This is a genomic window from Bacillus sp. FSL K6-6540, from assembly GCF_038007545.1.
The window spans coordinates 513264-535682 of the sequence record NZ_JBBOXH010000001.1; the positions used below are offsets into that span (position 1 = coordinate 513264).

Below are 22419 nucleotides of genomic sequence, written 5' to 3' on the forward strand. Positions count from 1 at the left end.
ATGGAGAGGTTTTTTGGCATGCCGTATTCAGAACCGTTCCGACACCACCTTCGGCTGCGTGAACAAGAGCAGGTAGTCGCGGCCGCCGGCTTTGGAATCCGTGCCGGACATATTGAAGCCGCCGAACGGGTGGGTGCCCACCAAGGCGCCGGTGCATTTCCGGTTCAAATACAGGTTGCCGACATGGAAATCGCGCCGTGCCTGCTCCAGATGCGCGCGGTTGTTCGAGATCACCGCGCCGGTCAGCCCATAATCGGTATTATTGGCGAATTGAATCGCTTCGTCGAAGGAGGCTGCCTTCGTGAAGGCCACCACCGGGCCGAAGATTTCCTCTTGGGAAATACGGGCAGTGCTGTCCACATCCGCAAAAATCGTAGGCTGAATGAAATACCCCTCCGGATCGCCCGGAAATCCGCCAAGTACCAGCTTGCCTTCGCTTTTTCCGATTTCGATATAGTCGAGAATTTTACGGTACGCCTTATCGTCGATGACGGGTCCCACCTGAGCCTCGGCATGGGAGGGGCTTCCGATCACCAGCTTCTTGGAGCGCTCGATGACCTTCTGCAGCACGGTATCATAGACGTCCTCATGCACGATGGCTCTGGAGCAGGCGGAGCATTTCTGGCCGGAGAAGCCGAAGGCCGAAGCGGTAATCGCATCCGCAGCAAGGTCCAAATCGACTTCGTTGTCCACGATGATGGCGTCTTTCCCGCCCATTTCGGCGATGACGCGCTTGATCCATCGCTGCCCCGGCTGCGTTTTGGCCGCACGCTCTTGAATTCGCAGTCCAACGTCGCGGGAACCCGTAAAGCTGACAAACCTGGTCAAAGGGTGATCCACCAAATAGTCGCCCACTTCCTGACCCGGACCAGGCAGGAAGTTAACGACACCCGGAGGCAGGCTGACTTCTTCCAGAAGCTGCACGAATTTGGCGGCTATGACCGGGGTGGTGCTCGCCGGTTTCAGCACAACGGTGTTGCCGGAGACGATGGCCGCCGTGGTCATACCGGCCATAATCGCGAGCGGGAAGTTCCAAGGCGGAATGACGATGCCGACGCCAAGCGGGATGTAATCGAGATGATTCTCTTCCTCCTCGTGGACCGTCAGCGGCTGGGGCGCGCTCAGGCGCTGCATTTCGCGTGCATAGAACTCCATGAAATCGATCGCTTCGGCCGTATCCGCGTCCGCTTCGGCACGCGTCTTGCCGGCTTCGAGGGTCATCAGCGCGGAGAACTCGAGCTTGCGCCGCCGCATGATTGCCGCGGCCTTGAACAGGTAGCGTGCCCGCTCGTTCGCCTCGGTGTGCTTCCACGTCTCAAAGGTACGCGCCGCCGTCTGAATGGCTTGCTCGGCAAGCTTAGTATCCGCTTGGGACACGACGCCGATGACTTGGCGTTTGCGCGACGGATTGACCGACTTAGCGGTACGTTCCGTATGGATTTTGGCACCGCCGATAACCAAGGGGTACGATTGGCCAAGCTCGGCTTCGACCCCGGATAACGCCGCATCGTATAACTTGTTGTTCCACTCGTTGTTGAAGTCCATAAATGGTTCGTTCCGAAAAGGTGCTCGCATGGGGAGGCCCCTCCTTAACATGATATGAATCGAAGCTTCAGGCCAATGGTCCAGCTGCGGATCGTCATGGTGGCATGGTTAGGATCTCCTGGTGAAAACCTCTATTTAAATATGTATGTCTCCCTGCATGCCGTCATGATTTTTGCATATGAGTTAGATAGAGTCATTTTGGTTACCTTGCAAAGGGGGCGCGCGCATGGACGGAACCGAGCTTTACCGTAAAGTGATCCTGACGGTGTCCGGCAATAAACTCGTGAAATGGCTGTCGATCAAGTACGGCCGGAAATTGGCTGGCCGATTCATTGCCGGCGATACCTTGGATGAGGCGCTGGACGAAATCGAGAGGCTGAACGCGAAAGGCATTCTCGTTACGCTGGATCATTTGGGGGAGGGCATTACGACGCTGGATGAAGCGGCCGGGTACCGAGAGGAATATTTGAAGCTGGTGGAAGGGATTGGGAGGCGCGAAGTGCAATCGAACGTATCCTTGAAACCGACGCAGATGGGCATGGCCCTGGACCCCGAGAAGGCTTACGAAAACATCAGGTCGGTGGTAAGAAAGGCTAAAGAGCACCGCAACTTCGTTCGCCTGGACATGGAGGATTCGCCGTATACCCAGGCAACCATCGATATGACGCTCCGCCTTCATAAGGAGGGGCTGACCAATGTGGGGACCGTGATGCAGGCCTACTTGTTCCGTACGGAGGAGGACGTGAAGAATCTGTTAAGGGCCGGCGTTAATTTACGGCTAGTAAAGGGCGCGTACAAAGAGCCGGGAACCATCGCCTTTCAGCAGAAGCGGGAGGTCATTGACAACTACAAGAAATTGGTCAAAATGCATTTTGACCAAGGAGCCTACGTCGCGATTGCCTCGCATGACGACAACATCATCGACTGGGTGAAGGTATTTGCCGAGCAGAGCCGCATAGACAAACAGGACTATGAATTTCAGATGCTGTATGGACTGCGGATGAACGATCAAGCAGCGCTTGCGCAGGACGGCTACCGTATCCGGTGTTATATGCCCTATGGAACGATGTGGTACCCGTATTTCACCCGGAGGCTGGCAGAGAAGCCGGCCAACCTGATGATGGTGCTCAAAAATATGTTCAAGTGAGCGGGATCCGATTGCAGAACCCCGTCAAAATGCCTGATGAAATAAGTGGCTTTTTGACGGGGTTCTTCATGGTTTCAAAAAACATCAGGCTGCTTAGAAGTGCCCAATCCAAAGGAAACGGGGACAGTAGCTCTCTGTAGCTGCTGCCCCTAGAAATGATAATACCCCTCCGAGCAATTCATAAGGAAGGAGTGCTCCAGCGGCAGTCCGCCTAACCGCTCTCGGGTGATGTGCCGATGCAGGTTGATCTCCAGATCGGCGAGGGCTGATACAGCAAGTTGCATCCGTGCGGGTCCCCACTGCTGCTGCTTTCGGGCATAGCGAATGGCCTCAGTCACGGACATGCCTCTCAGCCTTGAGAAGACGGATGCCCAGCGGACCAGGTCCGAAAATTCTCTCGTGCTTGGCAGGGCATATTCGACATATCCTGCCGCGTCTTTGCAGCTGACTTTGAACAAGCCGCAGTTCCAGCCATGATCGCTCCATGGGATAAAGCGTTCGGCCGAGCCCCGGTCGAAACGAAATATCTCCATATGGCGGATAGTCTCTCCACCTAATGCAGGCACTGCGGTTTCGATGACGGGTGTAAGCGCTGCCTCGATGAGTTTCGTCATGATATGATCTACGCTCCTTTATAAGAATGTTATATGCACGGCAAATAGGCCTGGTGAGCAGAGAAACCCCGCTCTCCAGGCCTATTTATGGTTAGAGCCCCAATTCCGGCGGCCGCTATGCCAAAGCTTGGATGGTATTCTCTCTCAACAACGCGCCTACGAGGTTAGCTGACGGATTCGGACTGAGAGCACCCTACCACTGGGCCCTTCGATCCTAGGCGCAGCGGATTCACCCCATTCACCAATCGAAGACTGGTGACTTTGGTTCCCCCGTCTCCCGGTCTGTCGGGAGCTCGGCGTATAACGTGTTTCGAATAGATGGATGAATCATACGCCGGAGGAAACGAAAAGTAAATGACCGTATGGGACGAATAGATTCCGAAATGTGATGAAAACGGTAAAAGAAAACGCGTACAATCGGTCGTGTCATCTATTATCGTGGCAAAATCTCAGTATCTCGTTGGATTGCGATAAATAAGAGGAAACAAGAGAAATACATAGTATAGAGCAGTATTCGGAAGATAGAGACGAAATACAGCTTGGTTCCTGTTCGACATAACGCCAGATGTGTTTTTGCTCACATTTACATCCTGCAGGGCCGGACGTATGATACGAACTATGAATTGACGGTCACCAACGACCAAGGCATACGGACAGTCGTTCCATATAGATTTAAAGGCAGTGTGAGAGCTGCCCCTAAGCTCTTTATGGATCGATGGCGAAGGCACCATGGGCCTTGCTGAGATTTGAAGGTAGAGGCGACTCTCACCGCGTGAACCTCCTGTTGCTGTGCTGTTATGCCCAGTCTGGATGACAAGTCAATGGCTAATAGAATAACATGCTACTCGTTTTTAATTTTCGCTGAGTCCTTGAATGGAAAAGGAACGGGGGAACCAGTCGGGAGATGAACCTGATCTCTCTGGGGTGAATCCTGTAGACAAGATAACGGTCTATGGGTAGGGCGACTCTCACGCCCGAATCCGTCAGCTAACCTCGTAAGCGTATCGAGAGAGGCAACGATTGTCGTGGACTTGGGCCACGGTGTATTTCACCGTGGCCTGTAAGAAGCCTGCGGGAAGAGTTCTTCTCTTTCCGCAGGCTTCTTTGTTGTTGCCTTCTCTTTCTGACCTTAGGAGGAGAAACGAAGATGGAGAAACCACAGGAATTCATCCTGGTATCCGCGCCGAACAAGGCCGGGGAGGAATTCGTCCGCCAGCTGATTCACAAACGTGTTCCGTTTGCGGCCATAGCCAACAACCGGGCTGAGCAGCAGAGGCTGCGAGAACTGGGCTGCAGACCCATCATTTTGATTGATACAAGAGACGAGCAGACCTGGATCATTCCCGAGTTTCCCGTCAGCAAGGTGTTTCTGTTCGAAAGCAGCTTGAATCTGTGCTGCCGCTATTTACGGATCTGCCGGACATGGACCTCGGAGTCGATTTACGTGATCACCCATTCCGGCAATCCGCGCTTGATATACAAAGGGCTGGGTGCCGATGTGGTGCTTCATACGAATCATCATCAGGTGTCCTTTCTGATGGCATCCGTAATGAGCTAAGCGTTTGGACTGACGCCACAAGAGTTAGGGGAGGTTACATTCATGCAGGATTTAGTTATGGTGCTCATTTTGGGAGGAACCTACGGACTGCTCATGCTGTTTATGTCCTGGTGCGGGCGCGTGGTTTCGGAACCGGAGGCTGATCAGCCGTGATGATCATGTTGATATTCACGATTTTTATTTTTCTCTATTTGATTTATGCGCTGATTCACCCTGAAAAATTCTAGGGAAACGGCTGAAGGAGGAAGGCATTCGTCATGGGCATTTTACAAATTGCCATCGTTATACTCGTTCTGGTGCTGCTGGTCAAGCCGCTGGGAACTTATCTATATCAGGTGTTTCGTTATGAAAGCAATGGAACGGACAGATGGTTCTCCTGGGCGGAGAAACGGATCTTTGCTCTGATCGGCTTAAAAGAACGCAAGGGGATGACATGGAAAGGATATGCCGTCAGCTTTGTGTTAACGAATATCGTGCTGGTTGCGGCGGGCTACTTGATTCTGCGGCTGCAGAAAGTGCTGCCGTTGAACCCGAGCGGTATCGGCCATATGGAACCAACCTTGTCGTTCAATACGATTATCAGCTTTATGACCAATACGAATCTTCAGCATTACAGCGGCGAGTCGGGATTGTCTTATCTGGCCCAGATGGCCGTCATTACGATGATGATGTTTACGTCCGCAGCGACCGGGCTGTGCGTGGCGATTGCTTTTATCCGGGCGGTGACCAGCAAGGGCACGACCGTCGGCAACTTTTTTGAGGACTTCGTTAAGGCGCATACCCGTGTATTCATTCCGGCTGCTTTCATCATTGCGATGGTACTGGTGGCGCTGCAGGTGCCGCAGACCCTGAAGCCTACGCTCAGCGTCACGACGCTGGAAGGAAGCGAGCAGCAAATAGCGGTGGGCCCGGTGGCTGCGCTCGAATCGATCAAGCATCTGGGCACCAATGGGGGCGGTTTTATGGGGGCCAACTCGGCGCATCCGTTCGAGAACCCGTCCCCGCTGACCAATGTGATCGAGATTCTGTCCATGTGGAGTCTTGGGGCGGCGCTTCCTTACACATTTGGTTTGTTCGCGAAGAGCCGCAAGCAGGGATGGATCATATTCTCGGTAATGATGACCTTGTTTATCGGCTTCCTGTCCTTGAACTATGCTGCGGAAACCAACGGCAACCCGGCATTAAACCAGCTGGGCATCGACGCCTCGCAAGGCAGCATGGAGGGCAAAGAGGTCCGGTTCGGGATCGCCCAATCCTCCCTGTTTACGACGGTGACAACCGCGGCTACGACCGGGTCGGTCAATAACATGCATGATACGCTCACGCCGCTCGGCGGGATTACGCCGCTGTCCCTGATGATGCTGAATTCCGTTTTTGGCGGAAAAGGCGTCGGGCTGATGAATATGCTCATGTACGCGATCCTGGCGGTGTTCCTGGCCGGTCTTATGGTTGGCCGTACCCCCGAATTTCTCGGCAGAAAAATCGAGGCCCGGGAGATGAAGCTGATCGCGATTGTCATTCTGGTACACCCATTGATCATCCTTGCTCCGACGGCGCTCGCGCTCATGACGGATGCGGGACAGGCGGGCATTGCCCATTCGGGCTTTCACGGCATCTCGCAGGTGCTTTACGAATACACGTCATCCGCTGCCAATAACGGCTCCGGGTTTGAGGGCCTTGCGGATAACACGCCGTTCTGGAACATCAGCACCGGACTGGTCATGCTGATCGGGCGCTACATTTCGATGATTGCCCTGCTCGCTGTAGGCGGCTCGCTGATGCGGAAGCAGTGGGTTCCCGAGACGCTCGGAACGTTCCGGACAGATAATAAGCTTTTTGCAGGCATTCTCATCGCGGTGGTCCTGATCATCGGTGCCTTGACCTTCCTGCCTGTGCTGGTGCTGGGACCGATTGCCGAGCATCTGACGATTCGTTAAATAGAAAAGGTGGCCTATTACCATGAATAATACGAGAAAAAAAGCGATGTCCCAAGAGATGGTCCGTCAGGCGCTGAAGGAAAGCTTCACGAAGCTGAATCCCGTCCTGATGATGAGAAATCCGGTCATGTTTGTCGTGGAGGCCGGGACTCTGGTCGTGCTGCTTATGACGATATTTCCGTCCTATTTCGGTACCGAGGGCAGTATCGGATTTAACCTGACCGTATTCGTCATCCTGCTGTTCACGCTGCTGTTCGCAAACTTCGCAGAGGCGCTTGTCGAAGGGCGCGGCAAGGCGCAGGCCGATTCCCTTAAGCAGTCGAAGCAGGAAATGACGGCTCGCAAAGTGATGGAGAACGGCGGGGTACAATCCGTGTCGTCCACGGCTCTGCGCAAAGGAGATATCGTGATGGTCGCGCAGGGCGAGATGATTCCCGGGGACGGGGAAGTGATTGCGGGCCTTGCATCCGTTGACGAATCGGCGATTACCGGGGAATCCGCCCCCGTCATTAAAGAAGCCGGCGGCGATTTCAGCTCGGTCACGGGGGGGACCCGGGTTGTCAGCGATACGATCCGCATCCGGATTACGAGCGATCCGGGGGAATCGTTTATCGACCGGATGATCTCGCTGGTCGAAGGGGCCTCCCGGCAAAAGACGCCAAACGAAATTGCGCTGAATACGCTGTTGATCGTCTTAACGCTGATCTTCCTGATCGTGGTTGTGACGCTGGCACCGATCGCGAAGTATCTTGGCATCGAGTTGACCGTTCCGGTGCTGATCTCGCTGCTGGTATGTCTGATCCCGACCACGATCGGGGGGTTGCTGTCAGCGATCGGGATTGCCGGCATGGACCGGGTAACGCAGTTCAACGTGCTGGCGATGTCCGGCAAAGCGGTTGAGGCCGCCGGGGACATCAACACGATGATTCTGGATAAGACGGGTACCATTACGTTTGGTAACCGGATGGCCAGCCGGTTGATTCCCGTCGGCGGCGAGTCGCTGGCATCGGTGTCCCAGTGGGCCGCGGTGAGCTCGCTGCAGGATGAGACGCCGGAAGGACGGTCGGTGTTGGAGCTGCTGAGGAAGGAAGGTTTCGCAGTGGATGAGAGCATGGCGGATGGGGCGGAATTCATCGAATTTAAGGCGGAGACCCGGATGAGCGGCATGGACCTGAGGGATGGCCGGAAAGTCCGCAAGGGCGCTGTGGATGCCGTCAAGGCGTGGGTGCAGTCGCAAGGAGGCCCTATCCCTTCGGATTTGTCGCCAAATAGCGACGCCATCGCCACAGAGGGGGGAACCCCGCTTGCCGTCGCCGTGGATAACCGCATCTTTGGTTTGATCTACCTGAAGGATACCGTGAAGCCGGGCATGAAGGAACGGTTTGACCAGCTGCGCCGGATGGGCATCAAGACGATTATGTGCACGGGCGACAACCCGCTCACCGCGGCGACGATTGCCCGTGAAGCGGGCGTCGATGATTTCATCGCGGAGAGCAAGCCCGAGGATAAGATTGCCGTCATCCGCCGAGAACAAGCCGAAGGCAAGCTGGTGGCGATGACCGGGGACGGGACGAACGATGCCCCGGCGCTGGCCCAGGCCGATGTGGGGCTGGCGATGAACAGCGGTACCACCGCAGCCAAGGAAGCGGCCAATATGGTGGATCTGGATTCGGATCCGTCGAAGATTATCGAGGTGGTTGCCATCGGCAAGCAGCTGCTGATGACGCGCGGCGCGCTGACCACCTTCAGCGTCGCGAACGATGTCGCCAAATATTTTGCCATCATTCCGGCGATGTTTGCAGCTGCTATTCCAAGCATGAACGTTCTGAACGTCATGGGACTGGGTTCTCCCATGTCGGCGATTCTGTCGGCGCTGATCTTTAATGCCATTATCATTCCGCTGCTGATTCCGCTTGCGATGAAGGGTGTGGCCTATAAGCCGATGAGCTCGTCGAAGCTGCTGCAGCGCAATGTGCTGGTCTACGGATTAGGCGGCGTGATCGTGCCGTTCATCGGGATTAAGCTGATCGATATGATCGTGCATCTCTGGATTTAGGCCGGAAACAGCAGCCGTCCTATCGAGATATCCCGGAGGCTGCTATTTGAGGAAAATATGAAAGAAGGGATCGAGGAACCATGAATAAGCCATTGCAGAAATCATCGCCGGCCCCTCGCGCCGGGGTGGGCGCGGCCCGTGTCTCGCTGGGCATGGCCCTGAGAACAAGTCTTGTATTTATCGTGTTATGCGGAATTCTTTATCCGCTGGTCACGACGGGAGCGGCGCAGCTGCTCATGCCGAAGCAAGCCGGCGGCAGTTTGGTCACGGATCGGGGCGGAAAGGTGGTCGGATCGGAATTGATCGGCCAGGACTTTACGGAGCCGCAATATTTTCACGGCAGGGTGTCCAGCATTGAATACAACGGGGCCGGCTCAGGCAGCAATAACTATGCCCCTTCCAACCCGGATTTGATTGAACGAACGAAGGCATCAATTGAAGCGTGGACGGAGAACAACCCGGACGTTCCGGTGAGCGAGGTGCCGATCGATCTGGTAACGAATTCCGGCTCCGGGTTGGATCCTCACCTATCGCCGCAGGCCGCGTATATTCAGATTCCGCGGATCAGCAAGCAAACCGGAATTGCGGAAGCAGAGCTTGATCAGCTGGTAAAGGAGCATACGGAGGGACGGGATTTGGGCGTATTCGGTGAACCGCGCGTGAATGTGTTGAAGCTGAATCTGGGGCTCCAAAAGCTTCTTAACCTTGACTGATCATGGATCCCTTTCGGAGAAAATCGCCGGAGGAGCTCTTAAGGTCGATTTCCAAGCTCCATCAGGGACGGCTCAAGGTATATATCGGGGCTGTGAGCGGATCGGGAAAAACCTATCATATGCTTCGAGAAGGGCAGACCTTGAGGCTGCAAGGCATCGATGTCGTCATATGCGCGGTATCCACGATGCAGCGGCCGGAAACGGTGGAGCAGGTCCGTGATCTGGAACGGGTGCCCAGCATTCATTGGATGGAGGACGGCGTAGAGAAGAAGGATCTTGATCTTGATCTGCTGGTGCAGCGCAACCCTGAGGTAGTGCTTGTCGATGGGCTTGCCCATCGCAACCGGAAGGGAGCGCGGCATGCTGCGCGGCTGGATGATATCCGATTCCTGTTAAGCCGCGGAATCAGCGTCATCACAACGGTCAACGTGTATGAGCTTGAGGATGTGCAGGACATTGCCTCCAAGCTGACGGGTATTAAAGCCAGCCATACGGTACCGGCCGATACGCTGGAGAGCGCCGACGAGGTGGTGCTTATTGACGTAACGCCCGAAACGATGCTGGAACGGGCACAAGGCGGCCTGCTTGGAGACGGCAGCCTATGGAAGCAGGGCAATCTGGCGGTGCTCCGGGAGTTGACGCTCCGCCTCGTTGCCGAAGGCGTGAGCCATTCCCTGGAGCGGTACCGCAAAGAACAGGGACTCGTCGGCCCATCGGGAGCCGATGAGCGAATACTGGTGTCCACCCAATACCATTGGAACGGTTCCATCTATATGCGGCGCGGGCAGCAGATCGCGAAGCGTTTAAACGGCGAACTGTTGGCTGTTACGTTTGTGAAGCCGGAAGTAGAGCTTACGAAAGAACAGGCCGCCTTTAAGCGCTCCATGGTGAAGCTCGCGGTGCGGATCGGCGCCAAGCTGGAGGAGCTGCCCCTCCGTTCCCGGAGGGAGCTCGCTGACATGCTGGTTCAGTATGCGCTGGAGCACCACGTTACACGCATTGTGCTTGGCCATTCGAAGCAGACGCGCATGCAAGAGCTTTGGCAGGGTTCGATTATTCAGGATCTGCTCAAGAAAACGCGCGGGATTGATATTTTTATGGTGGCGGATCGGGCGGAACATGACGGGGAGCGGATCATTCCGGCCCGGCTTCATCCGCTGCGGCTCCCTTCCGAATCGTTTCACCGCTTGAACGAACAGGAGCTGGATCAGAAGATTGAGCAGGTCAAGCGGGGACGGTTCAAGGTATATATCGGCGCCGCCCCGGGCGTAGGGAAGACCTATGCGATGCTGCGGGAAGGCAACGATCTGCTGAAGAAGGGATTGACGGTTCTCGTCGGTCTGCTGGAGACGCACGGCCGGAAGGATACGCTGTCCCAGGTGGGCAATCTGGAGGCCCTTCCGCGAAAAAGGGTGGACTACAGGGGATCGCGCCTTGAGGAGATGGATACCGATGAGATCCTTCGCCGGAGGCCGGACGTGGTCCTCGTGGATGAGCTGGCGCATACGAATGTGCCCGGAAGCAAGCGCAAGAAACGGTATGAAGATGTGCAGGATATTCTGTCGGCCGGCATCTCCGTCATTACGACCGTGAACGTGCAGCATCTGGAGAGCTTGAATGATGCCGTCGAGCAGATTACAGGCGTCCGTGTCCGCGAGACGATACCGGATCATATTCTGCAATCGGCCGATGAGGTTCAACTGGTCGACGTGACTCCGGAGTCGCTGCGGCAGCGGATGAAGGACGGAACATCTATGCGAAGGAGAAAATTCATCAGGCGCTCAGCCATTTTTTCAAGACGGGAAACCTGATCGCCCTAAGAGAGCTTGCCTTAAGGGAAATTGCGGATGATGTGGACGAGAGGCTGGAGTCCTGGCAGCGCAGCGGCTCGCTTCGGGGGCCGTGGCGGCGCGAGGAAATTATCTATGTCGTGGTCGGCAGGGAGCCGCAAGCGGAGCGGCTCATTCGCCGCGGCTTCCGGATCGCCCATCGACTGAAGGCAGCCTGGTATGTGGCATTCCCTCTGGAGCGTCATGACAGCCTGTCTCATGACGACGAGCAGCGCTTGACGGCGCTTCAGACGTTAACGGAGCGTCTTGGAGGCACCTTCACGATGCTGCCGCTGCCGGTAAAAAGGGGACCGGCATGCACCTGTTGTGGCCGATTGGTCGCCGCAGCAGACGAGGTCAAGGCGACCCAATTCATTATCGGCCAGCCGCAGATGGCCGGATGGAAGCTGTTCGCTCGGCGAAAATGGATCAGGAGTCTGCTGCGATCCTTAAGGCATATGGACGTGCTCGTGGTTGCGGATTACGATCCGCGCGTATGACGGCTGAAGCGCCGGGGGCTGAATGTTTTGAGAGGACCGGTGACGCAGGAGACTTGGGAATGCTGAAAGTGCAGGAAAAGCAGTAAACGCAGGAATCGCAGAAAACGCGGATAACGCAACATTCCGGAGAACAAAAACACCGGACGTACATTCCGGAGAAAAAGAACGTACAGACCGCAGAACGCTCGGAAACGGAAGAATGCAAGCAATACGCGCAGGCTGGCTTACTAGCGCGTAAGCGAACGAACAACGTCAAGAAGCCCGCTGACCTGTCATTACAGATCCGCGGGCTTTTTTCATGCTGCCGACATGCCTAAAGGCTGACGTACAAGCTTGTCTTATGATTCGCCCGACAGCGTGCGGTCGCCGGTCAAATATTTCTCGGTCAAGATGGAGAGCAGGCGAATGCCGACTTCATTCTCTCCGCCTTCGGGAATGATCAGGTCGGCGTATTTCTTGGAGGGTTCGATGAACGCCTCATGCATCGGCTTGACGGTTGTCAGGTATTGATTATGGATCGACTGGATGGTCCGGCCGCGGTCCTCAATATCGCGTACGACCCGGCGAAGCAGGCGCACATCGGGATCGGTATCCACAAACACTTTAATGTGAAGCAGCTTGCGCAGATTCTCATCGGACAGCACATGCAGGCCTTCGATGATGACGATGTTGTTCGGCTTCAGCTCGATGGTCTGATCCGTGAAGCGGGCATGGGCGGTAAAATCATATACCGGTGCGAAAGCGGGTTGTCCTCTTTTTAAAATGCCGAGATGCTCGACGAGCAGCTCGTTGTCAAAAGCGAACGGATGATCATAGTTAATCGCTTCGCGTTCCTCGAAGCTGAGCTCTTTATGATCCTTGTAATAGTTATCCTGCGAAATAAACGTGACTTTATCTGAACCAAGACGGTCAATGACAGAGCGGGCAACCGTTGTTTTGCCCGATCCGGTGCCGCCGGCGATACCAATTATGAGCATGGCGAATCCATAACCCTCCCTAGAGTTTGCAATTTTATTATTGTAGCACAGCATGCGCTTCTTTTCACTATGGGAGCATAGAACAAAAGATGGGATTTCCGTATGTTCTTTATTCTTACCACGGAATAGCGAACCGAATCTGTATGACTTATCATAGAGGATATCATGACTACAATTGAAAATGTTTCGGAGGGATGATCATGCGTTATACCGCTATTTACCCATGCAAGCCCGCCATATACCTTCAACAGGGAGAGAATCGGGGAAGCGTCGATTGGAGCCGCTATGAAGCTGTGGCCCTGAGCGACACCGTGACCGGGCTTGCCGCGAAGGAAGCGACGGAGGTGCGTGCCTGCTGGAGCGCCGAATGCTTCTACGTGCAGTTTGTTTGCCAGGATTCACATATCGTCTCGGAGTATCGGCATCGGGATGACCCGCTGTATGAGCAGGATGTCGTGGAGCTGTTTATGGATGATGCAGGGGAAGGTTTGGAATATATCGAGCTTGAGGTGAGCCCGAACAATGTTGTATTTGATGCGCGGATCCGTAACGATGGGCAAAAGTCGATCACGGACAGCGATGTCGAGTGGGACCTTACCGGCCTTCTGACCACGGTAGAGAACGATGGTAAGGGAAATTTGGTTTACGAGATTCGCATTCCGGCGCAGAACTTTCAGAATCCGCCGCAAGCGGGACGATGCTGGAACGTGAATTTTTACCGCATTGACGAGGACGACCAAGGAAACCGGGAATATCAGGCGTGGAGCCCCACCGGAGAGGTCAATTACCATATACCCTCGCGTTTCGGAAGGCTGGAGTTTGTGGATGCCACATAGCATGCACGCCCGGAATCGGTTGAACCGATTCCGGGCGTGCAGCGCTGATAATCGCTTTTTTTGGTTTGGTGATGCCTTACGGGTCCCGCTTAAGCTTACTTAAACCGGTAAGCATGCGGTTCATTGAACCAGAAGCTGCCGTCCTGGGAGAAGTCCCGGTATGGGCTTGGGGACACCTCGTCGACCAGCTTCAAGTCTTCTTCGGTCAGCTGCACGTTCAGTGCATTCAGATTGTCCGCAAGCTGCTGCTCGTTGCGGATGCCGACGACGGGAATGATGTTGCGCTGCAGCAGCCATGCGAGCGCGAACTGGCCCAGCGTGATCCCTTTGTCCTCTGCACGCCGGGCGAGCCATTCAACCTTGTCCAGTTTGGCACGGTTGCCGGGAGCATCCAAATCCATGCGCTCGCCCCGCGAATTGCCCGGCAGCGGCTGCCCGGCACGGTATTTGCCGGACAGCCAGCCGCCGTCCAGCGGGGAGTAGGCCAGCGTAGCCAGGCCGTGGCGCTGTGAAGCCGGCAGGATTTCCTGCTCGATATATCGGTTGAAGATGTTGTATGAAGGCTGATTGGTAACGAAGCGCTCCAGGTTCATTTTCTCGCTGGTCCACAGGGATTCGACGATGCGCCAAGCCTCGAAGTTCGAGCAGCCGATATATCGTACCTTTCCTTGGGCAACCAGATCATCGAGCGCGCGCAGCGTCTCGTCCAGCGGGGTATGAGGATCCGGTCTATGCACTTGGTAGAGGTCGATGTAATCCGTATTCAACCGTTTCAGGCTGGCCTCGACCTGTCTCATGATGCGGTAACGGCTGGCGCCTTCTCCGTTCGGTCCTTCGGCGGTCCGCACCTTGAATTTGGTCGCGACGATCACCCGGTCTCTTCGTCCTTGAAGGGCTTTGCCTATAATTTCTTCGCTCGTACCCTTGCCATAGGTATCTGCCGTATCGATAAAATTAATCCCCGAATCCAGCACCTTGTCGATAATGCCGAGCGAGGTCTTCTCGTCCAAATCCCAATCTCCGTAAGTCATGGTTCCCAGACAGAAGCGGGATACCTCAAGTCCGGTTCTTCCCAAATAGACGTAATCCATCGTTTAGCCTCCCCATCTCCAAGTGATCTTCGTGATCGAAATCTGCTTCCATTATCGGCCTTTTACGAATGGATGACAAGCGCAGCAGCCGGAAGCGAAAATACCCGGGGCTTTTTCATAAAAGAACAAAAACGGACATCTCAACAGGGATTTTGTCCCTTTTTTTGCATGCCGCTGGACATGTTGTTTTCATTGGGGCGGGTTCTATATACTTTTTAGTAAAGGGAAAGCGTTCCGCTTGGAGTGAGCGGACATGCTGTAAACGGAGGGGATGTTAAGATGAATGCTGTCATCGATGGTCTGATGACCGAGCTGGAGCAGCTGCTGGAGGAGAAGGTGGCCGAAGATCTTCGGGATCTGCTGGGCGAGTATAAACAATTGGAGGGAGCGCCCTCGGATCGATTGAAGCAATTTGAAGAGGAGTTCGGGATCGCTTTGCCGGAGGATTTCCGTTCGTTCTACAGCAAGAAGGACGGCAGCGGGTACGCATTCCACGTGCTCTATCCCGGTAACGAGGGAGATGGCGAATACACCCCGTTCTATCTGATGAGCCTGGATGAGATGAGGGAAGTCAAATCGTATTTCTGCGAGCGGGACGAACGGCTCGATGCGTACTACGGTCCAGAGGAGGTACAGCGGCTGGATCCTGAAATTAAACCGTACCTGTTCCACAAGGCATGGTATCCGTTTGCCACGATGGCGGGCGGCTCATTGTATCTGATGCTGGATTTCGATCCGGCTGAGCCGGGAACGTCCGGGCAGATCATCATGTACGTGCATGATCCTGATTTTGTGTACTATATCGCGCCTTCCTTCACGGAGCTGCTTCAGGCGTCCAACCGCAATCTGCGCACCGACATTGAAGAAGTGGACTACTAATTGAAGCAGAAGACATAGAACCACTCCTAATGCCCATAACTTTGCCTAGAGGCCGTGTGTTAGGAGTCGGATGAAGAACCGGCGAGGGGAGGTGACAGCCATGAACAACAGACGGGCCCTCTGGGGAGTCATCCTGTTAGTGGCGGCCGTGTTGCTGACACCCGGCTATTTTATTGCGCGCACGTATGGGCTTTTTCAGCATGAGGTGGTCTTGACCAAATACCAGCTCGCCGTTGATGTGGATGGTAAACAGGTGGATGCTTGGCCGCTGCTGGCTGGCTTCGCCGCGACCGATAAGAAGGGGGAGCTGCGCCCGCTGTATTACAGACTGGAAGGGTCGGACCTCAACATGCTGTATCAATTGGCATATGGGCAGTTCGAGGTGGAGGCTTCGGAGGACAATCCGTTCTTGGCAGGGAGGGTCCAGTATGACCATCTTGAGAACGACTATATCGAGACCCGGAAAGAGTATGTGAACGCAAAGGAATATCGGCAGGACATCATCTTTTATAATGACCGTAAAGAGCCCGTATTTACATACGACCCGGCAGCCAAAGCGGACGGGGATATGGTGAAGGAGATTATCACCGCAGGCATGACGCGCTCTAACGGCCAAGGAGGGTCGGGCGTGGTGGAGGATAAGTATCTGAATGTTACCCGATTGTTCGAGGAGAAGCTGGGCGTCAGCATGCGGGTTCAGGTGGATAAAGAGCGCAGGCTGGCCACGATCCATATGGAGCAGCTTAAATAGAATTTTTTTAAAAACGAGGTGCGGAATAATGCAGCATACAAAATTGACCCAAGAGGTGGATCTCACCATCTCGCACCATCAGATTCAAGTCCGCTCGCGGGATTTTGACGAGGAGTTGTGCCAGTGGGGAGAAATCAATATCAAGCAGGGCGCGGTCATTCATCCCGGGTATCTGACCTTTGATCCGATTCCGGACGATGCCTTCGGCGCTTGGGTGAAGCTGGCCTTGACAGAGTCGTTCACGGAAGACCCGAACGCGCAGCGCCGAATGGTCGTGCCGTTTGACGTTTTGGATCCTGGCAAGCTGGAGCTGCTATCCGTCATGTCGGACGCCGTCATCGAGCTTCCGCTGCAAGAAGGGCGGTATGCCTTGTATTTTGAGATTTGCGAGGATGAAGAGGTGTATTACCGTCTGACTTTCGTGCGTGAAGGAGAGTATGTCCAAGCCCGATATTTGATGGACGATGAATGGGGCGGCAGGGCTGGAGAAGCCTTGGCGGAGGGGTATTGTTGACCAATTCATTGCAGAAAACGGGGTACTGAAAGCCGCGTCAGGCAATTCCCCTGTCATTGAAATAAGAAGAGGCCTTCTCCGTGTTGGAGAGGCCTCTTTTGTTGCCGCTATGCTGCTCTGCCGTTGTCCCGTCTTGCTAGCTCTTTACGGGATTCTGATTGCGTGGAAAATAGCTATTGTGCTGCCGTCACCGTAATGTCGCCATATGGGCTTTGGTCAGCCTGCAGCTGCAGAATGTCCGTGAGGAAAGCGAGCGGAACATAGACGTGGCCGTCTTTCATTGCTGGAGACGCGCCTAGCGAGCGCGGAGCCATTTTACCCAATGCGTACGCATCCTTGTTCAGCGTCACCGCGCTCCAGACGGCGCCTTTGGAGATTTCCGCGGTTTTGCTCTTGCCGTTCCACTTGACGTCGAATTGGAGCTGACGCAGCACGCGGGCCGCGGGAACCATCATCTTGCCGTTGTTATCCTTGTAGTAAGAGCCTGGCTTCAAGACGGCGGAAACGGGCTTTTCCTCGGGTGCTGTATCCGGCAGCTTCACGGCAAATTCCGGCGTTCCCGTGGATCCTGGAGCGATGCTGTATTTTTGGAATACGATGTAGGCTGTTCCGTCCGCGACATAGAAGGATTGCTCCGCGTCTATGCCTTGAAATCCGTCTTCGTTCGCGAAGTAATGGTCCTGATCCGCGGCAATCGCGGTTTTGACCGCCGTATCCACGATCGATTTGTAATTCTTCCCGAACAGGTCCTCCAGCGTCACGCGCTGGGCTTCGGCTTCGTTCGTGAAGTTATACGTATCCACGCGGGGATCGCCATTGTTCATTCCCATGCCTTCCGTGATGACCTTAAGGGATATCAGGCTGTCGTCCGTGCCATCCGATGTAAGCTCATAGGTGATCGTCAGCTGATAAGGGTGCATGGTATAGCCGTTCTGTTCCGCATTTGCCGCAGCCTCGGAGGCCTCCTTTTCCCATTTGGCGATATCCTTGGAAGCATGGGATTCGATGATGTCATTTAGCTGATCTTGGTACTTGGTATCGGCCAGACCCTGGAATACAGGAATCTTGATATCCGTTTCGAGCCATTTTTCCTTGGAGTGCAATGTTTTGAACGTTATCCGTTGCGGGGCAGCAGTCGAAGTCTTCACCTGATCGGTGCTCGCTGCAGTTTTGGTTTCGGCATGGACATGAGCGGATGGCAGACCCGAAGCGGAAATCATCAGGACGCCCGCTAATCCGGCAGCCGCGAGTGTTTTGGCCAGTGGGCTTGTATGCTTCATTGTTTTCATCGTGATTACCTCCAGGGTTAGGTTTGATATCTTTAAAGTGAGAAGACAGAAGCGTTTTGGAGAAGCGAAGCGGTCTCCTTGTCCTCCGGATTCCCACGGACTCATAAAGTTTCAAAAGAAAATTCGGGGGCAACGGGGATCGGAAGAACGATCTGCACTCGTAGGTTGGTGATGAATGGCGGATCTATCGAATGTATTCGTTGCTGACGAGCTGATCCGCGATGGCCTCCGTAGGGATCGTAAATTCCACGACGCCCATATAGCCGGGAGCCACATCGTATTCGTTGAAGCTGATGACCAGTTTGCCATTCTTATCAATATAGAAATTGTGATCCTTGGCGATCGATTGGAATAGATCCTCCGGTATATCGGATTCGACGCCAGGCTGCTCTACCCAGTAGGTGATTTCGGGATTATCCTGCATCTGCCGGCGCATTTGCTCCTTGATATTGTCGCTGATGACTTGGATGTAGGAATCATCCTTGAACAGGCTTGGCAGCGTGATCACCAAATGGTTGATCTTGTCGATCGTATCGTATTGTCTGGACTCGGCGGAGCCACCTGCGGACTCTACGACGTAGCGGGAAAGCGTCAGCAGCTGTTCATTGTCGGTCACGACTTCATAACCGCTATCGAGGCTGAGATGCCCGCCGCCTTCATGATTTAGCTGGGCGACTTCGTCTTTGAAGTCCTCATACAGCTTCTTGTTCTCTTCCAGGTATTTGTTATTCAGCGTTTGCTCAAGCTCCGGATTGCCCAGGTTGGCAATGCCGGGCGTTTCGATATGCACTTCCGTGCTGCCGTCCTGCTCGGCATATTCGCGGATGGTCATCACCTTGACGATCTCGCCCAGAACGGGCACATCGGACATGGCCTTGGCGAATGCGGGACTTGCGTTCACGCCGGCAAACAGCAGTGTGCATGCAGCGGCCACGCCGGCGAGCCAGGGCAGGGCTCTATTTTTTGTTCGTCTGGCTGCAATGGCTTTGTTGACCACCGAGCTTAGTTCGTCGGGAATAGGAGTGCTCTCGTACTGCTCTTTCATCCTATTCATCTTGTCATGCATTATCGTTGTGCCTCCTCTTGGTCTTCCTCGCTTAGGTTCACGCGCAGTCTCTGCAGTCCTTGGTATAGCCTCGTTTTCACCGTGCTGACATTCTCATGGAGCACCTCGGCAATTTCGTCAATCTTCATATCTTCGAAAAACCGGAGAATAATGACGACCCGATACTTGTCAGGCAGATCCTCCAAGGACTGGGCCAGATCCAGATTCGGATAGTGGTCATGACTGCCGGGTAAGATGAACTCCAGGTTCTCGTCGTCCATGACGCGGACTTTTTTCTGTTTTCGAATGAGATCCAGGGAGGTTGTGACAATAATTCGGAAAAACCAGCTTTTTAGTGAACCCGTCTGCTTCAGCTTTTCCATGGATAAAAATGCTTTGTGGATCGCGTCCTGAACGATATCGAGGGCATCCTCTTTATTTCTGACGTAGCTGTATGCCAGCCGGTAGGCGCTGTCCTGATTTTCGGTTATGCATTGGATAAGAAGCTTCTCAAGCTTCCGGCCGCCTCTCATGTAAATATGACACTCCTTTGGGCCCGCGCGGGTAACCATCAATTGCAATTGACTTACGGAAGCAAGACGTGCGAGTCTTTCAAAAAGTTTGATTCTGCGAAAAAAATTTAAAAAAGCCGTTGTTTCTGTTTCTGTTTCTGTCCCATTATTCAGCCCATCCTCCAATTATCGCAACAAGAAAAAGACCCCAGTTCAACTGGGGTCTTGTTAGACTCATGGTTATTCGTTCTCATATCTCTTTAAAATAATTGCCGAATTATGTCCGCCGAAACCGAAGGAATTGGACATGCCGATGCGGAGCTTGGCGCTTCTCGCCTCGTTGGGCACATAGTCCAAATCGCAGGTTGGATCGGCATGATCCAGATTGATCGTCGGCGGTATGATGCCTTCTTGCAGGGATTTCACGAGGGCAATGGCCTCCGCGCCGCCGGATGCGCCCAGCATGTGTCCGGTCATCGACTTGTTGGCTGTTACCGGGATACGGTATGCCTCCTCGCCGAATACCTGCTTGATGGCCGCCGTCTCCGAACGGTCACCGATGACCGTGCTGGTGGCATGGGCGCTGATGACATCCACGTCGGCCGGGGAGAGGTCCGCTTCGGCCAGTGCCAGCTTCATCGCACGTGCCGCGCCGCTGCCGTCTTCCGGCGTTGCGACCATATGATAGGCATCCGAGCTGGCACCGTAACCGATAACCTCGCCCAGTATGACGGCGCCTCTGCGCAAGGCATGGGAAAGCGACTCCAGGATGAGGATGCCGGCTCCTTCCGCCATGACGAATCCATCGCGGTCCGCATCGAACGGCCGGCTGGCACGGCCCGGTTCCTCGTTGCGGGAGGACAGGGCGGTGGCATTCGCGAAGCTGGCCAGCGAGATGTCGGTCAATGCGGCTTCGGATCCTCCCGCGATAATGACGTCGGACCGGCCGGCTTGGATGTTAAAGAAAGCCTCGCCGATCGCCGTATTGCCGATCGAACATGCCGTAACCGGTGCCAGCGTGGAGCCCAGCGCCTTGTATTTAATGCTGATGAGTGCGGCCGCCATATTGGGAATCATCATGGGTACCAGGGTAGGACTGACCCGCTCGGGACCCCGCGACGACAGCGTGCCGCTCTGATTCATCAGGGTTTGGATGCCGCCGATGCCGGAGCCTACGTAGACTCCCATGCGCTCATGATCGATCTGATCAAGATCAAGGCCCGACTGGCTTATCGCTTGATCCGCCGCAGCCAGCGCAAACTGGCAGAAGCGGTCCAACCGCCGGGCTTCCTTCGCACCGAACAGCGCGTTTGCGTCAAACCCCTTCACGGCGCCTGCTATTTGTACCTTTTGTCTTGATGTGTCCAAATTTTCTATATGTGCAATACCGGATTCTCCTCGTACAAGCCGGGACCAGAACGTATCCACATCATGGCCCAGCGGCGATATGACGCCCATACCGGTGATAACGACTCTTTCCATGGATGAACAGCCTCCTTAGGACTTTATAACTTGTCAATCTTAAGGTTATAATGTCACGTGTAGTATCCTATTACAAGATACCGTTTATCCTAGTATAAAAACTGCTATCCTTGTTGAAGGAAGGAGGATGATAGATGAATTCCCAGGTTAGGCTGCAAGCGTTATCCGCTTTTTTGAAAGGGCAGCGTGCTAAAATCTCTCCCGAGTCCGTCGGGCTGCCACCCGGTACCCGGAGGAGAACACCGGGCTTGCGCAGGGAGGAGGTCGCCCAGTTGGCCGGCGTCAGTACCACTTGGTACACCTGGCTCGAGCAGGGGCGCGACATCCAGGTGTCGTCATCCGTGCTGGACTGCGTCGCAAGTGCGCTGCAGTTGAACGCGGACGAGCGCAGATATCTGTACTCCCTGGCGCTGGAGAGCGGGGCGGAGCCGTATACGGTCAAACACGAAGCGGTGCAGATCAGCCCGTCCCTGCAAAAAATCATCACCGAGCTGAAATATTGTCCCGTCATGATATCCGATCGGAAGTGCAATATCGTGGGGTGGAACCGCGCGGCTGCGTACGTGTTCCTAGATTTTGACCGGATCCCGCCCGAGGAGCGGAACATGATCCGGCTGCTCTTTACCCGCAGGGAATTCCAGCGGCTGGCGGTGAACTGGGAGCAGTTTGCCAGCGGCTTCCTGTCTATGTTCCGAAGCTATTACGGTCAATATGTCGAGGATGAATGGTATGATCATTTTTTGGAGGAAATGAAGAACGGGCATCCGGATTTCAACCGTATGTGGGAGCAGAGCCAGGTCAGCTACGCCCCGGAGGTGCATCTGGAATTCCGGCATGCCAAGGCCGGGAAAATGGTATATGAGCTCACGTCGCTCAAAGTGTACGGAAATGATGACCTGCGGTGCAGCATCTATACGCCGGCTCCCGACACGACCACGGAAGCGAAGCTGCGGCAGCTGATGGAGGAGAAGTGAAGGGAGGTAGCGGGGGAGCGGCGAGTTTACTTGCTGCGCCAGAGGTAACGGATGCTGGATACACTTGTTGCGCCGAAGTAATCGGGCTCCGTGCCGTTTGCACTTGCTGCACCTGATGTAACAGATTGCGATGCTGATGGTACTTGTTATGCCAGAAAGAATGGATCCCG

Annotated in this window: 19 protein-coding genes, 1 pseudogene and 2 riboswitches; of the genes and pseudogenes, 12 read left to right on the forward strand and 8 right to left on the reverse strand. The window is 54.7% G+C overall.

The annotated features are described in order from the left end of the window. Window positions 1-27: 27 nt before the first annotated feature. A complete protein-coding gene (pruA, locus tag MHH82_RS02200; RefSeq protein WP_340962891.1) occupies window positions 28-1575 on the reverse strand; it encodes an L-glutamate gamma-semialdehyde dehydrogenase in 1548 nt (515 codons plus the stop codon). Between the two features lie 196 nt (window positions 1576-1771). Here pruA and MHH82_RS02205 point away from each other — a divergent pair, with 196 nt between their 5' ends. Then, window positions 1772-2692: a proline dehydrogenase family protein gene (locus tag MHH82_RS02205; protein ID WP_012818646.1), complete on the forward strand. Its 921-nt coding sequence runs from the start codon at window positions 1772-1774 to the stop codon at window positions 2690-2692. 149 nt (window positions 2693-2841) lie between these two features. On the opposite strand, the gene MHH82_RS02210 is transcribed toward MHH82_RS02205, so the two are convergent. Next, window positions 2842-3306 (reverse strand): hypothetical protein, encoded by a 465-nt coding sequence (locus tag MHH82_RS02210; protein ID WP_340962894.1) that lies wholly within the window; start codon window positions 3304-3306, stop codon window positions 2842-2844. 136 nt (window positions 3307-3442) lie between these two features. Continuing rightward, window positions 3443-3615, reverse strand: a riboswitch (cyclic di-AMP (ydaO/yuaA leader). A 540-nt stretch (window positions 3616-4155) separates the two neighbouring features. Beyond that, window positions 4156-4324, forward strand: a riboswitch (cyclic di-AMP (ydaO/yuaA leader). A gap of 129 nt (window positions 4325-4453) precedes the next feature. Here MHH82_RS02210 and MHH82_RS02215 point away from each other — a divergent pair. From MHH82_RS02215 to MHH82_RS02235, 6 genes and pseudogenes are all read left to right on the forward strand, one after another. After that, on the forward strand, window positions 4454-4864 hold the full coding sequence (locus MHH82_RS02215) for a hypothetical protein (RefSeq protein ID WP_012818648.1): 411 nt from the start codon (window positions 4454-4456) through the stop codon (window positions 4862-4864). A 158-nt stretch (window positions 4865-5022) separates the two neighbouring features. After that, a complete protein-coding gene (locus MHH82_RS41600) occupies window positions 5023-5091 on the forward strand; it encodes a potassium-transporting ATPase subunit F (RefSeq protein WP_353057785.1) in 69 nt (22 codons plus the stop codon). 30 nt (window positions 5092-5121) lie between these two features. Continuing rightward, window positions 5122-6801, forward strand: coding sequence for a potassium-transporting ATPase subunit KdpA (gene kdpA, locus MHH82_RS02220; protein ID WP_251500569.1), 1680 nt, complete (start codon window positions 5122-5124; stop codon window positions 6799-6801). 22 nt (window positions 6802-6823) lie between these two features. Further along, window positions 6824-8857: a potassium-transporting ATPase subunit KdpB gene (gene kdpB / locus MHH82_RS02225; RefSeq protein ID WP_340962896.1), complete on the forward strand. Its 2034-nt coding sequence runs from the start codon at window positions 6824-6826 to the stop codon at window positions 8855-8857. A gap of 80 nt (window positions 8858-8937) precedes the next feature. Continuing rightward, complete coding sequence (gene kdpC / locus MHH82_RS02230; protein WP_012818652.1) at window positions 8938-9570, forward strand: potassium-transporting ATPase subunit KdpC; 633 nt, start codon at window positions 8938-8940, stop codon at window positions 9568-9570. A gap of 2 nt (window positions 9571-9572) precedes the next feature. Further along, window positions 9573-11899, forward strand: a pseudogene (locus MHH82_RS02235) (histidine kinase). 338 nt (window positions 11900-12237) lie between these two features. On the opposite strand, the gene udk reads toward MHH82_RS02235, so the two are convergent. Next, window positions 12238-12876, reverse strand: coding sequence for a uridine kinase (gene udk, locus MHH82_RS02240; protein WP_340962898.1), 639 nt, complete (start codon window positions 12874-12876; stop codon window positions 12238-12240). 200 nt (window positions 12877-13076) lie between these two features. Between udk and MHH82_RS02245 the strand changes: the two genes are divergently transcribed. Next, window positions 13077-13712, forward strand: a complete 636-nt coding sequence (locus tag MHH82_RS02245) for a carbohydrate-binding family 9-like protein (protein WP_012818655.1) — start codon at window positions 13077-13079, stop codon at window positions 13710-13712. A gap of 95 nt (window positions 13713-13807) precedes the next feature. Here the strand turns inward: MHH82_RS02245 and MHH82_RS02250 are convergent, their stop codons facing one another. Continuing rightward, complete coding sequence (locus tag MHH82_RS02250; RefSeq protein ID WP_340962900.1) at window positions 13808-14803, reverse strand: aldo/keto reductase; 996 nt, start codon at window positions 14801-14803, stop codon at window positions 13808-13810. A gap of 279 nt (window positions 14804-15082) precedes the next feature. Between MHH82_RS02250 and MHH82_RS02255 the strand changes: the two genes are divergently transcribed. The 3 genes from MHH82_RS02255 to comJ all read left to right on the forward strand — a co-directional run bounded on the left by MHH82_RS02255 (window position 15083) and on the right by comJ (window position 16947). Continuing rightward, window positions 15083-15682 carry an SMI1/KNR4 family protein gene (locus tag MHH82_RS02255; RefSeq protein WP_009595862.1) on the forward strand — a complete coding sequence of 200 codons (600 nt, stop codon included), beginning with the start codon at window positions 15083-15085 and terminating at the stop codon, window positions 15680-15682. Between the two features lie 100 nt (window positions 15683-15782). Continuing rightward, window positions 15783-16433 carry a hypothetical protein gene (locus MHH82_RS02260; RefSeq protein WP_340962903.1) on the forward strand — a complete coding sequence of 217 codons (651 nt, stop codon included), beginning with the start codon at window positions 15783-15785 and terminating at the stop codon, window positions 16431-16433. 28 nt (window positions 16434-16461) lie between these two features. Further along, window positions 16462-16947, forward strand: coding sequence for a competence protein ComJ (gene comJ, locus MHH82_RS02265; RefSeq protein ID WP_340962904.1), 486 nt, complete (start codon window positions 16462-16464; stop codon window positions 16945-16947). 173 nt (window positions 16948-17120) lie between these two features. On the opposite strand, the gene MHH82_RS02270 is transcribed toward comJ, so the two are convergent. The 4 genes from MHH82_RS02270 to fabF form a co-directional block, all read right to left on the reverse strand. After that, window positions 17121-18236, reverse strand: coding sequence for a stalk domain-containing protein (locus MHH82_RS02270; RefSeq protein ID WP_340962906.1), 1116 nt, complete (start codon window positions 18234-18236; stop codon window positions 17121-17123). Window positions 18237-18420: 184 nt separating this feature from the next. Then, window positions 18421-19302, reverse strand: a complete 882-nt coding sequence (locus MHH82_RS02275; RefSeq protein ID WP_340962908.1) for an anti-sigma-V factor rsiV — start codon at window positions 19300-19302, stop codon at window positions 18421-18423. Further along, on the reverse strand, window positions 19302-19814 hold the full coding sequence (locus tag MHH82_RS02280; protein WP_012818661.1) for an RNA polymerase sigma factor: 513 nt from the start codon (window positions 19812-19814) through the stop codon (window positions 19302-19304). Before MHH82_RS02280 ends, MHH82_RS02275 begins: the two co-directional genes overlap by 1 nt. Before the next feature lie 219 nt (window positions 19815-20033). Beyond that, the gene (gene fabF, locus MHH82_RS02285; protein WP_036664756.1) at window positions 20034-21275 is read right to left on the reverse strand and encodes a beta-ketoacyl-ACP synthase II; all 1242 of its coding nucleotides are present in this window, start codon (window positions 21273-21275) and stop codon (window positions 20034-20036) included. Between the two features lie 134 nt (window positions 21276-21409). On the opposite strand from fabF, the gene MHH82_RS02290 reads away from it, so the two are divergent. After that, on the forward strand, window positions 21410-22249 hold the full coding sequence (locus MHH82_RS02290) for a helix-turn-helix transcriptional regulator (protein ID WP_012818663.1): 840 nt from the start codon (window positions 21410-21412) through the stop codon (window positions 22247-22249). Window positions 22250-22419: the final 170 nt, after the last annotated feature.

Excerpts from the sequence above, each read along its gene's own strand:
- pruA (WP_340962891.1), bottom strand. The coding sequence starts at position 1,575 with ATGCGAGCACCTTTTCGGAACGAACCATTTATGGACTTCAACAACGAG.
- MHH82_RS02205 (WP_012818646.1), top strand. The coding sequence starts at position 1,772 with ATGGACGGAACCGAGCTTTACCGTAAAGTGATCCTGACGGTGTCCGGC.
- MHH82_RS02210 (WP_340962894.1), bottom strand. The coding sequence starts at position 3,306 with ATGACGAAACTCATCGAGGCAGCGCTTACACCCGTCATCGAAACCGCA.
- MHH82_RS02215 (WP_012818648.1), top strand. The coding sequence starts at position 4,454 with ATGGAGAAACCACAGGAATTCATCCTGGTATCCGCGCCGAACAAGGCC.
- kdpA (WP_251500569.1), top strand. The coding sequence starts at position 5,122 with ATGGGCATTTTACAAATTGCCATCGTTATACTCGTTCTGGTGCTGCTG.
- kdpB (WP_340962896.1), top strand. The coding sequence starts at position 6,824 with ATGAATAATACGAGAAAAAAAGCGATGTCCCAAGAGATGGTCCGTCAG.
- kdpC (WP_012818652.1), top strand. The coding sequence starts at position 8,938 with ATGAATAAGCCATTGCAGAAATCATCGCCGGCCCCTCGCGCCGGGGTG.
- udk (WP_340962898.1), bottom strand. The coding sequence starts at position 12,876 with ATGCTCATAATTGGTATCGCCGGCGGCACCGGATCGGGCAAAACAACG.
- MHH82_RS02245 (WP_012818655.1), top strand. The coding sequence starts at position 13,077 with ATGCGTTATACCGCTATTTACCCATGCAAGCCCGCCATATACCTTCAA.
- MHH82_RS02250 (WP_340962900.1), bottom strand. The coding sequence starts at position 14,803 with ATGGATTACGTCTATTTGGGAAGAACCGGACTTGAGGTATCCCGCTTC.
- MHH82_RS02255 (WP_009595862.1), top strand. The coding sequence starts at position 15,083 with ATGAATGCTGTCATCGATGGTCTGATGACCGAGCTGGAGCAGCTGCTG.
- MHH82_RS02260 (WP_340962903.1), top strand. The coding sequence starts at position 15,783 with ATGAACAACAGACGGGCCCTCTGGGGAGTCATCCTGTTAGTGGCGGCC.
- comJ (WP_340962904.1), top strand. The coding sequence starts at position 16,462 with ATGCAGCATACAAAATTGACCCAAGAGGTGGATCTCACCATCTCGCAC.
- MHH82_RS02270 (WP_340962906.1), bottom strand. The coding sequence starts at position 18,236 with ATGAAAACAATGAAGCATACAAGCCCACTGGCCAAAACACTCGCGGCT.
- MHH82_RS02275 (WP_340962908.1), bottom strand. The coding sequence starts at position 19,302 with ATGCATGACAAGATGAATAGGATGAAAGAGCAGTACGAGAGCACTCCT.
- MHH82_RS02280 (WP_012818661.1), bottom strand. The coding sequence starts at position 19,814 with ATGAGAGGCGGCCGGAAGCTTGAGAAGCTTCTTATCCAATGCATAACC.
- fabF (WP_036664756.1), bottom strand. The coding sequence starts at position 21,275 with ATGGAAAGAGTCGTTATCACCGGTATGGGCGTCATATCGCCGCTGGGC.
- MHH82_RS02290 (WP_012818663.1), top strand. The coding sequence starts at position 21,410 with ATGAATTCCCAGGTTAGGCTGCAAGCGTTATCCGCTTTTTTGAAAGGG.